This window comes from Paraburkholderia graminis C4D1M (assembly GCF_000172415.1).
In the GTDB taxonomy this organism is placed as follows: Bacteria; Pseudomonadota; Gammaproteobacteria; order Burkholderiales; family Burkholderiaceae; genus Paraburkholderia; species Paraburkholderia graminis.
This window is the reverse complement of the sequence record NZ_ABLD01000004.1, coordinates 1-12397: the sequence shown is the minus strand read 5'-3', so window position 1 is coordinate 12397 and position 12397 is coordinate 1. Positions and strand designations below refer to the sequence as shown.

General features: G+C 63.8%; 11 protein-coding genes. 7 read left to right on the top strand and 4 right to left on the bottom strand.

Features of this window, described 5'->3' with window-relative positions; genetic code table 11:
• Positions 1–12 precede the first annotated feature (12 nt).
• Both pssA and BGRAMDRAFT_RS08095 read left to right on the top strand, forming a co-directional pair.
• A complete protein-coding gene (gene pssA, locus BGRAMDRAFT_RS08100; RefSeq protein ID WP_006048217.1) occupies positions 13–882 on the top strand; it encodes a CDP-diacylglycerol--serine O-phosphatidyltransferase in 870 nt (289 codons plus the stop codon).
• Positions 883–1342: 460 nt separating this feature from the next.
• Positions 1343–2890, top strand: coding sequence for a 2-isopropylmalate synthase (locus BGRAMDRAFT_RS08095; protein ID WP_006048216.1), 1548 nt, complete (start codon positions 1343–1345; stop codon positions 2888–2890).
• 114 nt (positions 2891–3004) lie between these two features.
• On the opposite strand, the gene BGRAMDRAFT_RS08090 is transcribed toward BGRAMDRAFT_RS08095, so the two are convergent.
• The 4 genes from BGRAMDRAFT_RS08090 to BGRAMDRAFT_RS35285 form a co-directional block, all read right to left on the bottom strand.
• Entirely contained in the window at positions 3005–4534 is a 1530-nt protein-coding gene (locus tag BGRAMDRAFT_RS08090) for a SulP family inorganic anion transporter (protein ID WP_006048215.1), read from the bottom strand.
• A 142-nt stretch (positions 4535–4676) separates the two neighbouring features.
• A complete protein-coding gene (locus BGRAMDRAFT_RS08085) occupies positions 4677–5312 on the bottom strand; it encodes a carbonic anhydrase (protein WP_006048214.1) in 636 nt (211 codons plus the stop codon).
• A 238-nt stretch (positions 5313–5550) separates the two neighbouring features.
• A complete protein-coding gene (locus tag BGRAMDRAFT_RS08080) occupies positions 5551–6108 on the bottom strand; it encodes a hypothetical protein (RefSeq protein ID WP_006048213.1) in 558 nt (185 codons plus the stop codon).
• Between the two features lie 130 nt (positions 6109–6238).
• Positions 6239–6451 (bottom strand): hypothetical protein, encoded by a 213-nt coding sequence (locus BGRAMDRAFT_RS35285; RefSeq protein WP_232292251.1) that lies wholly within the window; start codon positions 6449–6451, stop codon positions 6239–6241.
• Here BGRAMDRAFT_RS35285 and BGRAMDRAFT_RS08075 point away from each other — a divergent pair.
• The 5 genes from BGRAMDRAFT_RS08075 to BGRAMDRAFT_RS08050 all read left to right on the top strand — a co-directional run.
• The gene (locus BGRAMDRAFT_RS08075; RefSeq protein ID WP_374710151.1) at positions 6351–7604 is read left to right on the top strand and encodes a branched-chain amino acid ABC transporter substrate-binding protein; all 1254 of its coding nucleotides are present in this window, start codon (positions 6351–6353) and stop codon (positions 7602–7604) included. The two genes, BGRAMDRAFT_RS35285 and BGRAMDRAFT_RS08075, sit on opposite strands and share 101 nt — an antisense overlap.
• Before the next feature lie 231 nt (positions 7605–7835).
• Positions 7836–8108: a 30S ribosomal protein S15 gene (gene rpsO, locus BGRAMDRAFT_RS08070; protein ID WP_006048211.1), complete on the top strand. Its 273-nt coding sequence runs from the start codon at positions 7836–7838 to the stop codon at positions 8106–8108.
• A gap of 390 nt (positions 8109–8498) precedes the next feature.
• The gene (gene pnp / locus BGRAMDRAFT_RS08060) at positions 8499–10646 is read left to right on the top strand and encodes a polyribonucleotide nucleotidyltransferase (RefSeq protein ID WP_006048210.1); all 2148 of its coding nucleotides are present in this window, start codon (positions 8499–8501) and stop codon (positions 10644–10646) included.
• Between the two features lie 256 nt (positions 10647–10902).
• Positions 10903–11919: an NAD(P)H-quinone oxidoreductase gene (locus BGRAMDRAFT_RS08055; protein WP_006048209.1), complete on the top strand. Its 1017-nt coding sequence runs from the start codon at positions 10903–10905 to the stop codon at positions 11917–11919.
• Between the two features lie 162 nt (positions 11920–12081).
• On the top strand, positions 12082–12397 hold a 316-nt coding region (locus tag BGRAMDRAFT_RS08050; protein ID WP_044020721.1), incomplete at its 3' end, for a triose-phosphate isomerase.

Sequence of the window (12397 nt, the reverse complement as noted above, 5' to 3'; positions counted from 1 at the left end):
GAGATTGTCCGAATGGCCGCATTCAAACCGCGCCGACCGCGCAACAGTGGACCGCTGCCGCGTCCGTTCCGTCGCAACAAGCCGATTGTCGCGGAGTCGCCGGCCGTGGACAGCCGGCGCGCGCAGCGTCAGCAATTCCTGAGGAAGCGCGGCATTTATCTGCTGCCGAACGCGTTCACCACGGCCGCGCTGTTCTGCGGTTTCTTCGCCGTCGTGCAGGCCATGAACGTGCGCTTCGAAATCGCGGCGATCGCGATCTTCGTGGCCATGGTGCTCGACGGCATGGACGGCCGCGTCGCCCGTATGACGCATACGCAAAGCGCATTCGGCGAGCAGTTCGACAGTCTGTCCGACATGGTGTCGTTCGGCGTCGCGCCGGCGCTCGTCATGTATGAATGGATTCTGAAAGACCTCGGCCGATGGGGCTGGCTCGCGGCGTTCGTCTATTGCTCGGGCGCGGCGTTGCGCCTCGCGCGCTTCAACACGAACATCGGCGTGGTCGACAAGCGGTTCTTCCAGGGCATGCCGAGCCCGGCGGCGGCGGCGCTGATCGCGGGCTTCGTGTGGCTCGCCACCGACAACCGCGTGCCGCTCAAACTCGTCTGGCTGCCGTGGGTCGCGTTCGTGCTGACCATTTACGCGGGCGTGACCATGGTGTCGAACGCGCCGTTCTATAGCGGCAAGGCGCTCGACGTGCGGCATCGCGTGCCGTTCGGCGTGATTCTGCTCGTGGTGGTCGCGTTCGTGCTGGTTTCGTCCGATCCGCCGCTGATGCTGTTCGGCCTGTTCGTGCTGTACGGTTTGTCGGGGTATGTGTTCTGGGGTTACCAGGTGCTGCGTGGCCGGGGCAATCCCGCTCGTTCGGTCGCGCACGACAGGTAGCGCGCTGCCTCGCGCGCTTGTCGCTCGAAGCTTGTGCTGCATGAGAGAACGGCGTCCTTCGGGGCGCCGTTTGTTCTTTGGCAAGCCACCATTGCGATGCTGTCCGCGGACACCGGCGAGGCGCTTGCCAGCCGCGCCTGGCGTGAATTGCACGGCGGGTGGAATGCCGCTATAGTCGTTGGATGACTGTGCCGGCGATGCTTTCTTCCGCAGCAACGGCGCGAGGCCAGGCAGTAGTTCGGCGAATGGCAGTGCAGTGCGCGCCGAGCGTAATGCAAGCCGCAGTTTGAATCGCAGAATAAAGTCAGCTAACCGTGCGTGCGCCGTGTGTCGACGCGCCAACCGCTAGAGTCGCGGCTCGCGGTCTGCGGTCCGGTCGAGTGCCTCGGAGCGCTAACGGCGACCGCATCCATTCCAATATCCGACTCCCACAATCGAACGACTCCGCAGGAGACTCCTCATGTCCGACAAACTGATCATATTCGACACTACGCTGCGTGACGGCGAACAATCGCCTGGCGCATCGATGACGAAAGAAGAAAAAATCCGCATCGCCAAGCAACTCGAGCGGATGAAAGTGGATGTGATCGAGGCAGGCTTCGCGGCGAGTTCGAACGGCGACTTCGACTCGATCCAGACCATCGCCGGGTTGATCAAGGAGAGCACCGTCTGCTCGCTCGCCCGCGCGAACGACAAGGACATCCAGCGCGCAGCCGACGCGCTCAAGCCCGCCGAGCGTTTCCGCATTCACACGTTTATCGCGACGTCGCCGTTGCACATGGAAAAGAAGCTGCGCATGACGCCCGACCAGGTGTTCGAGCAAGCGAAGCTTGCCGTGCGCTTCGCACGCAAATTCACGGACGACGTGGAGTTTTCGCCGGAAGACGGCAGCCGCTCGGACATGGACTTCCTGTGCCGCGTGCTCGAAGCGGTGATTGCGGAAGGCGCAACCACCATCAATATCGCCGATACCGTCGGCTACGGCGTGCCGGAGCTGTACGGCAATCTCGTGAAGACGCTGCGCGAGCGCATTCCGAACTCGCACAAGGCGGTGTTCTCGGTGCATTGTCATAACGACCTCGGCATGGCGGTTGCCAATTCGCTCGCGGGCGTGCAGATCGGCGGCGCGCGTCAGGTCGAGTGCACGATCAATGGTCTCGGCGAGCGGGCGGGCAATACGTCGCTCGAGGAAATCGTGATGGCCGTGAAAACGCGCAAGGATTATTTCGGGCTCGAACTCGGCCTCGATACGACGCAGATCGTGCCGGCTTCCAAGCTGGTGTCGCAAATCACCGGTTTCGTCGTGCAGCCGAACAAGGCCGTGGTCGGCGCAAACGCGTTCGCGCACGCGTCGGGCATCCACCAGGACGGCGTGCTGAAGGCGCGCGACACCTACGAAATCATGCGCGCGGAAGACGTGGGCTGGAGTGCGAACAAGATCGTGCTCGGCAAATTGTCGGGCCGCAATGCGTTCAAGCAGCGTCTGCAGGAACTGGGTATCGCGCTCGACAGCGAATCTGAACTCAACACGGCATTCGCACGCTTCAAGGAACTCGCCGACCGCAAGTCGGAGATTTTCGACGAGGACATCATTGCGATCGTCACCGAGGAATCGGCTGCGGCGCAGCAGAAAGAGCACTACAAGTTCGTGTCGCTGTCGCAGCATTCGGAGACCGGCGAGCAGCCGCACGCGAAAATCGTGTTCGCGGTGGACGGCAAGGAGATCACCGGCGAGGCGCGCGGCAACGGTCCCGTGGATGCCACGCTCAACGCAATCGAAACCGAAGTCGGCAGCGGTTCGGAGTTGCTGCTTTACTCGGTGAACGCGATCACCACCGGCACGCAGGCGCAGGGCGAAGTGACGGTGCGGCTTTCGAAGAGCGGGCGTATCGTCAATGGCGTCGGCACCGATCCGGACATCGTGGCTGCGTCGGCGAAGGCGTATATCTCGGCGCTCAACAAACTGCATTCGAACTCGGACAAGCTGAATCCGCAGCGGTCGGAGTGAGCTCGCACAGAGTGCTTGTCGATAGATAGAAAGATGAAGCCCCGCGCCTTCAATGGCGCGGGGCTTTTTTAATGCGGCGTGCGCATGCAGCTCGCACGCCGCGGTCTCCCCACGTTACTCCGTGGCCGGGCGCCGCATCGACCAGCCGCGCGCCGCGCGTGCCTGCGTGCGCACCTGATGCCGCACTTCGACGGAAATGCCGCGGCGAGGCGCATCCTCGACGAAGCTGTCGAGCAGTTCACGCACGTCGTGATCGACGAAATCCGCGCGCGTCGCATCGACGATCAGCGTGGCGCCGTCGGGAATCTGCTGCAGGTAGTGTTTGAGCGGCACCTTGCCGAGAAACGACACGTCCTTGCGAAACGACAGCAGAAAATGATCGCCGTGTTGCGCGAGCACGATAGGGCGGCGCAGATTCGCATACAGCGCGAGCAGCACGCTGCACAGAATGCCGAGCACGATGCCGATCAGCAGGTCGGTCGCGAGCACGCCGACCAGCGTGACGATAAACGGTGCGAAGGGCGCGAACCCTTGCTTCGCGACCGCGACGAACAGCGACGGCTTGGCGAGCTTCACGCCCGTGAAAATAAGAATGGCCGCGAGACAGGCGAGCGGAATCAGGTTGATGACGCTCGTCAACGCAAACACGCTGACCAGCAGCAGTACGCCGTGAATGATCGCCGACAGGCGGCTTTGCGCGCCGGCATGCACGTTCGCGGAACTGCGCACGATCACTGCGGTGATCGGCAGTCCGCCGATCGCGCCGGCAATCAGATTGCCCACGCCTTGTGCCTTCAACTCGCGATCCGGCGGCGCGGGACGGCGTTCGGGATCGATCTGCTCGACCGCCTCGAGGCTCAGCAAGGTTTCGAGACTGGCGACGATGGCGAGCGTGATTGCAACGCGCCACACGTCCGGATTGACGAGCTGCGCGAAATGCGGCCCGAAATCGGCCCACTCGAGCGCGACGCTCAACGCCGCGAACGATTCGAGCGACGGCAACGCCACGCGATGCTCGGCGGCCGGCGCGAGCGATGGCGCGAGCATCGTCAGCAGCAACGTCGCGCCGATCCCGAGCAGGACGACCGCAAGCGGCGCGGGCACGATGCGCACCAGCGCGAAGCGGCGCATCGGCCGTGTTTCCCAGGCCATCAGGATCGCGAGCGACAGCAGCGTGATCACGCACGCGACCAGCGACACCGCGCCGAACGGCGCCATGATCGTGCCGCCTGCTGGCGCGGCGCCCGGCGCTTGGCCGTTGACGAGCCCAAGCGCGAGCGGGAACTGCTTGACGATCAGCAGGATACCGATCGCGGCAAGCATGCCCTTGATGACCGGCGACGGCACATACGCGGCAAAGCGCCCCGCCTTGAGCACGCCGAAGCCGAACTGGATCGCGCCGGACAACAGCACGGCCGCGAGGAACGCGGAAAAGCTGCCGAGCTGCGCGATTCCGTCGACGACGATCACGACAAGACCCGCCGCCGGTCCGCTCACGCTGAGGCGCGAGCCGCTCAGAACCGCGACGACCAGCCCGCCGACGATGCCCGAGACGAGCCCGGCAAACGGCTCGACGCCCGACGCGTTCGCAATGCCGAGGCATAGCGGTAGAGCCACCAGAAAAACGACGATGCCCGCAAGCATGTCGCGCTGAAATGTCGAAAATAAGCTCGAAGATTCATGGTGTCGGTGCAGAAATAAGTGAGGCCTGGTAAGAGGCGAAGGCTGAACCGGATAGGCATGCGCGCGGCGGCGGCACGGACGCGTGCGACGCTTGCGCTGTGCGCTACGCCGCGCTGTGGGCGGCTGTCTCGCAGGTCATCGCGTCGTCGGCCTCGTAGCCCGACGTGAGCACTTTGAGGCGTCCGTCTTCGAGCGCGAAGATCCAGCCGTGCACAAGCGGCGCCTGCTCTGCGTCGCGCACGATCGGATTCGCGCGAAGCTGGCGCACCTGTTCGAGCACGTTCAGTTCGGCCAGGCGGTCGACGCGCTCACGTTCGCTTGCGCGCGCGTCCAGTTCGTCGTGATGGGTCCTCGCGAGCGAGCAGAGCGGCGCGATGCGGCGGTTCACATGCGGCAGGCTCGGATCGGGCGGCAGCAGCGACGCACGCACGCCGCCGCAGCCGTAATGTCCGCAGACGATCACGTGAGCGACCTTCAGCACGCGCACCGCGTATTCGAGAACGCTGGCGGAGTTGTCGTCGTCGGGATTGAAGAGGTTGGCGATATTGCGATGGACGAACAGGTCGCCCGGCTCGCAATGCGTGATGGTTTCGGCGGGCACGCGGCTGTCCGAGCAGCCGATCCACAGCACATGCGGATTCTGACCGCGCGCCAGTTCACGGAAGAACTCGGGGTTGCGCTCGGCGGTGTCGTGTGCCCACGCGACGTTGGCGACGAGAAGACGTTTAGGACGATTCATCGATAGCGGCTCCAAAAAGGGGCGCATCGTCCGGTGCAGGAATCACGGCCGTGCCGTGTGGTCGCGCTCGTCGTTGGGCAGATCGACCAGCACCGGTTCAATGCTTACAAAAGCCTTTCTATCAAAAAATTAATCGTCTGTGTGTGAAATAAAATTCGTCGTGATGCGAAATAAATAAAAAAAAGCCGCTTGGGTGAGCGGCTTTTGGAGATTCGTGCGTAGTGAATGACAGCGCGGGCTAGAACAGGTTCCGGCGATCTGGATCGTGCAGCGGATCGGGCGTTTTCTGCGTGAGACGCAGCACACCCTGGTCGTCGAAATAGAAGCTGAACATCATGTACCAGTAGTTGTCCTCGAGATAGCGATAGGTCCAGACCTCGCGCTTCATCAACGGAAAGTAGGACGTTTCGACCGGGCGGCCGAAATTCACCAGCACCTCGCCCCTCGTCCATTTGCCGACTTCGGCGCGGTAGAACTCGTTCGGCTGCAAAACCTGGCGCACATTGACGATCTTGCCGGACGCGTCGATGTCGGCCGCGGTGGTGGTTTCGCCCATCGGCTGCGTGGGCCACATCAGCCGCTTGCCGCCGTTCGGCAGGTCGTAGCTTTCGCGCGGCGGGCCGAGGCGCGCGACGATCGTCGATTCATCCGCGCCGGCCTGATATTGCTGCCAGGGCTGCGCGCAGCCGGCGAGCGCGAGCACGCTCAGGCACACGAGCGCCGCGCGGCGCACGCGCCCGCGCGCGTCAGCGGGCGCCCCGGTCGAGGCCGCCTTGCGGTGATGGCGGTTGAACATGACTTCCTCCAATGGCTTGAGTGGCGGTTTTTCTTGTCGATACAGAACATTTTGACACGCGGCGCCGGGAACATGTGCCCGCCCGCGCGCTGGTTGGCCGGCTTGCACGATAACGGCTCGCGCGGCTTGCTTATTCCATCGCGCGCGCCCTATGATCCGCGCTTTGACGAATCAGACGGACGCGGACGATGGCGAACTGGCACAGCAAGACGGCGGCGGTATCGGTGGCAATGTCGGTGGCGATGGCGGCGATCTCGGCGATGTCGGCAACCTGCGCCGTCGCGGCCGAAACCGCGCCCAGGCCAGCCGGCGCGCCGATCCAGCTCGCGTTGATCGAGGGCATGTCCGGTCCGTTCGCGAACGCCGGCGCGGCCGTGGAGCGCAATCTGCGCTTTGGCGTCGAGCAGGTCAACGCGCGCGGCGGCGTGAAGCTCGCCGACGGCGCGCATCCGTTGGAACTCGTCGTGCTCGACAGCAAGGGCGGCACCGAAGAGGCGCTCACGCAACTGCGCGCGGCGGCGGATCGTCACATCGGCTACATCCTGCAGGGCAACAGCTCGGCGGTGGCGGCGGCGCTCATCGGCGCGATCGACAAGCAGAACAGCCGCGAGCCGGGCAACCGCGAGCTGTTCCTCAATTATTCCGCCGACGACCCCGCGCTGACCAACGCCAACTGCAGTTTCTGGCACTTTCGCTTCGACGCGCACGCGGGCATGCGCATGGACGCGCTCGCCGACGTGATCCAGCGCGACATGGCCGTGAAGAAGGTATATCTGCTGAACCAGGACTACAGCTTCGGCCATGACGTCAGCAGCCTCGCGCGTTCCGCGCTGAGAGCGAAGCGCCCGGACATCGCCGTGGTCGGCGACGAATTCCATCCGATTGGCCGCGTCAAGGACTTCGCGCCGTACGTCGCGAAAATGCGCGCGAGCGGCGCGGACGCGGTGATCACCGGCAACTGGGGCAACGACCTGACGCTGCTCGTGAAGGCGGCGCGCGAACAAGGTTTCGATGCGAAGTTCTACACGTTCTATGGCAACAGTCTCGGCGCGCCGGCGGCGCTCGGCGAGGCGGGCGTGGGACGCGTGATCGCCGTGGCCGACTGGCATCCGAACGCGGGCGGCGCGGCCTCTGATGCGTGGTACGAAGCGTTCCGCGCGCGTTTCCCGGCCGCGCAGGACGACTACCCGGTATTGCGCATGCCGCTGATGATCGAAACGCTCGCCGCCGCGATGAACCGCGCGCAGAGCGCCGATCCCACGGCGGTTGCGCGGGCGCTCGAAGGCATCCGCTTCGACAACGGCTTTCACGCATCGTGGATGAGGGCGGACGATCATCAACTGATCCAGCCCCTTTACGTGATGGAGATGGATAAAGCCGGCACGCGCGGCGTGCATTTCGATAACGAAGGCTCGGGTTTCGGGTTTCGCACGGTGCTCGCGTTGCCGGCGGAACGCACGGTGCCGCCGACCGTCTGCAAGATGAAAAGGCCGTGAGCGGCCAGATCGGCCGCTGCGCTGCGTCGTCGCGAGGCCGTCTGGAACCGCCACTGAGCCCGGCGCTGCGGGATTCGCGGCGGGATCGCACTGTGCTACAATACGCGTCCCGTTGCGGTGCTGGATGTCGGCAAGCTCTCCAAAAGAGCGCTTTGCGGCGCCGGTTGCACGGGTAACCCACGGCACGGCCTTTCTTCCGTGACCGCCTGTCTAGTTCTCAAGGAAATCGACATGTCCGCAGTTGATACAAGCAAGAAGTCCGAAGTCGTCGCGCAATTCGCACGCGCAGCTAACGACACCGGCTCCCCCGAAGTTCAGGTCGCGCTGCTCACGACCCGCATCAACGAACTGACCGTTCACTTCAAGGCACACGCGAAAGATCACCACAGCCGCCGCGGTCTGCTGCGCATGGTGAGCCGCCGTCGCAAGCTGCTCGACTACCTGAAGGGTAAGGACGCGGATCGTTACCGCGCACTGATCGAGAAGCTGGGTCTGCGTAAGTAATCGGCCAGTCGTTCAGCAAGATGCCTGTGTCAGTTCCGCTGATGCAGGCATTTTGTTTTTGCACGGTGCGCTTCGTGTGACGCGCACTGCCTGAATTCCTCGGCGGCGTGCTGGTTCGCGCGGCGGGGCAGGAAGCGGTAAATGCAGCAATAAGCAGCATAAATGCAGTAGAAAAGCAGCAGTAGAGCAAGCAGAAGAAGCAGAAATAGAAACATGGCCGGGCTTCAGGGCGGAGCTTTGTGTCATTCCAGCGGTTCGCGCGCGTTCGCCATGCAGGCGGCGCGGCGCGTGGCTCTCTGGAATGGCATAACACACCTCTTCCCATGCGGCGCCGGTTCTGGCGTTGCCGCGCCGCTTCTGGTCCGCGCGGCATTACGATGAGGAAAAGCAATGACTATGTTCAGCAAGATCGTCAAAGAATTTAAGTGGGGACAACATAACGTTCGCCTGGAAACCGGCGAAATCGCTCGCCAGGCGAGCGGCGCGGTGATCGTCGACGTCGAAGACACCGTTATCCTGGCGACCGTGGTCGGCGCCAAGACCGCCAAGCCGGGCCAGGACTTCTTCCCGCTGACCGTCGACTATCTCGAGAAGACTTACGCCGCCGGCAAGATTCCGGGCGGTTTCTTCCGCCGCGAAGGCCGTCCGTCGGAAGGCGAAACGCTGATCTCGCGCCTGATCGACCGTCCGCTGCGTCCGCTGTTCCCGGAAGGCTTCTACAACGAAGTCCAGGTTGTGATTCACGTTCTGTCGCTGAATCCGGACGTTCCCGCTGACATTCCCGCGCTGATCGGCGCGTCGGCGGCACTCGCCGTGTCCGGCCTGCCGTTCAACGGCCCGGTCGGCGCAGCGCGCGTGGCTTACATCAACAACGAATACGTGCTGAACCCGACGCGTCCGCAAATGAAGGAATCGGCGCTCGACCTGATCGTCGCCGGTACGGAACGCGCGGTGCTGATGGTGGAATCGGAAGCGCAGCAACTGAGCGAAGAGGTGATGCTCGGCGGCGTGGTGTTCGGCCATGAGCAAATGCAGATCGCGATCGACGCGATCCACGATCTGGTCCGCGAAGGCGGCAAGCCGGAATGGGATTGGCAGCCGGCCGCGAAGAACGAGCCGCTGATCGCACGCGTGACGGAACTGGCGCAAGCCGAACTGCTCGCGGCTTACCAGATTCGCGACAAGCAGGCACGTTCGAGCAAGCTGAAGGAAGTCTACGCAGCCGTTTCGGCGAAGCTGGAAGAAGACGCCGCGGCAAGCGGCACCGTGGCGGCCGACAAGGCAACGGTCGGCAATGTGCTGTTCGACATCGAAGCGAAGATCGTCCGTACGCAGATCCTGAACGGCGAACCGCGTATCGACGGCCGCGACACGCGCACCGTGCGCCCGATCGAAATCCGTACCGGCGTGCTGCCGCGTACCCACGGTTCGGCGCTGTTCACGCGCGGCGAAACGCAGGCGCTGGTGGTGGCCACGCTCGGCACGAAGGGCGACGAGCAGAACATCGACGCACTCGAAGGCGAGTACCGCGAGCGCTTCATGCTCCACTACAACATGCCGCCGTTCGCGACCGGCGAAACGGGCCGCGTCGGTTCGCCGAAGCGCCGTGAAATCGGTCACGGCCGTCTCGCCAAGCGCGCGCTGGCCGCATGCCTGCCGAGCGCCGACGAATTCGGCTACTCGATTCGCGTCGTGTCGGAAATCACGGAATCGAACGGTTCGTCGTCAATGGCTTCAGTGTGCGGCGGCTGCCTCGCGCTGATGGACGCCGGCGTGCCGATGAAGGCGCACGTCGCCGGCATCGCGATGGGCCTGATTCTCGAAGGCAACAAGTTTGCCGTGCTGACCGACATTCTCGGCGACGAAGATCACCTCGGCGACATGGACTTCAAGGTGGCGGGCACGGAACAAGGCGTGACCGCGCTGCAGATGGACATCAAGATCCAGGGCATCACGAAGGAAATCATGCAGGTCGCTCTCGCGCAAGCGAAGGAAGGCCGCATGCATATTCTCGGCAAGATGACGTCGGCCGTGTCGGGTGCTAACACGCAACTGTCCGAGTTCGCGCCGCGCATGATCACCATCAAGATCAATCCGGAAAAGATCCGCGACGTGATCGGCAAGGGCGGTTCGGTGATCCGCGCGCTGACGGAAGAAACCGGCACGACGATCGATATTTCCGACGACGGCGTTGTGACCATCGCCAGCACGAGCAGCGAAGGCATGGCCGAAGCGAAGAAGCGTATCGAGAACATCACGCTCGAAGTCGAAGTGGGCCAGGTGTACGAAGGCACGGTGCTGAAGCTGCTGGATTTCGGCGCGATTGTGAACATTCTGCCGGGCAAGGACGGTCTGTTGCATATCTCCGAGATCGCGAACGAGCGCATCAAGGACATCAACGACTACCTGAAGGACGGCCAGCAAGTGAAGGTCAAGGTCATCCAGACGGACGAGAAGGGTCGTGTGCGTTTGTCGGCGAAGGCGTTGCTGAACGACGGCGCGTCGAGCGCGCCGCAAGGCGAACCGACGCCGCAGTAAAGCGGTAGCGGGACAACGGCCGGCAGCGCGAATGCGCGCCGGCCGTTTTTCATGGTGGACAGGGTGGATTGCGTTGCAAATGGATGCTGAAGCGTGGTGCAAGGGGTACGCTGCTTGCATCGCGCGGCCTCGCGAAAATCGCGCTTTTCGCGCGTGTCGCACGTGATTGCCGCGATCCGGCGACAATGCGAATGAGGTCCCGGCAAGCGCGGACGAACGCAGTAGGCAACGCAATCCAATCTTGGAGTTGACGCAGATGAAAGCGATCGAAATCACGGAATTCGGAGCGCCGGAAGTTCTCAAGCTCGCGGAGCGGCCCACGCCGCAGCCGAAAGCGGGCGAGGTGCTGATCAAGGTGGCGGCTTCCGGCATCAACCGTCCCGACGTGTTTCAGCGCAAGGGCGCGTATGCGCCGCCTCCGGGCGCGTCGGACTTGCCCGGGCTGGAAGTGGCGGGGGAAATCGTCGGCGGCGACATCGACGGGAAGAATAATCCGTTCGGTCTGAAAATCGGCGATCGCGTGTGCGCGCTGCTGGCGGGCGGCGGCTATGCCGAGTATGCCGTCGCGCCCCTATTGCAATGCTTGCCGGTGCCGGGCGGTTTGTCGGATGTCGAGGCGGCGTCGCTGCCGGAAACCTTCTTCACGGTCTGGAGCAACGTGTTCGATCGCGCGCAGCTCGGCAAGGGCGAGGGCGGGCCGAACGAAACCTTGCTGGTGCAGGGCGGCTCGAGCGGCATCGGCGTGACCGCGATCCAGATCGCGCATGCGCTGGGCTTTCGTGTGTTCGCGACCGCCGGCTCGGACGACAAGTGCCGCGCGTGCGAAGCGCTGGGCGCCGAGCGGGCGATCAACTACAAGACGGAAGATTTCGTCGAAGTCATCAAGTCGTTGACCAACGACCGCGGCGTCGACGTGGTCCTCGACATGGTGGCGGGCAGCTATGTGTCGCGCGAGTTGACCGCGCTGGCGGACGGCGGGCGCATCGTGCTGATTGCCCTTTTGGGCGGCGCGAAGGCGGAGCTGAATCTGAACGAGGTGCTGCGCCGCCGTCTGACCGTGACCGGTTCGACGCTTCGTCCGCGGCCAATCGAATTCAAGGCGAAAATCGCCGCACAGCTCAAGGAGCAGGTGTGGCCCCATCTCGAGGGCGGGCGGATCAAGCCTGTCGTGCATCGCGTGTTTCGGGCCGCGCAGGCCGCCGACGCCCACGCGCTGATGGAGAGCAGCACGCACGTCGGCAAGATCGTGCTGAGCTGGGGCGACGACGCCTGATGCGCGGCCGTCGGCGGGAGTCGGTGCGCGCCGGTTTGTTTGACCCGATCTCCCCCACGAAGTAAAATTGCGCGTTTTGCGCGCGCCGCATGAATCCGATAGGCGGACTGTAAGCGCGAACGACTAGCGCAATACGGCCCGCCGCCAAGACAAGACGAGACGATGTCGACACAACGAGCCAAACTGGTAGTCGGTAACTGGAAGATGCATGGGCGCCTCGCCGAAAACGCGGCGCTGCTGCAGGCCGTAGCGAAAGGCGCGGGTGAACTGCCGGCTGATGTGCGCGTAGGTGTGTGCGTGCCGACGCCGTATCTCGCGCAAGCGCAGTCGTTGCTCGATGGCAGCCGGGTGATGTGGGGCGTGCAGGACGTTTCCGCGTTCACGCAAGGCGCGTACACCGGCGAAGTCTCGGCGCAAATGGTGACGGATTTTGCCGCGACGTTTGCCATCGTCGGGCACTCGGAGCGCCGCGCGTATC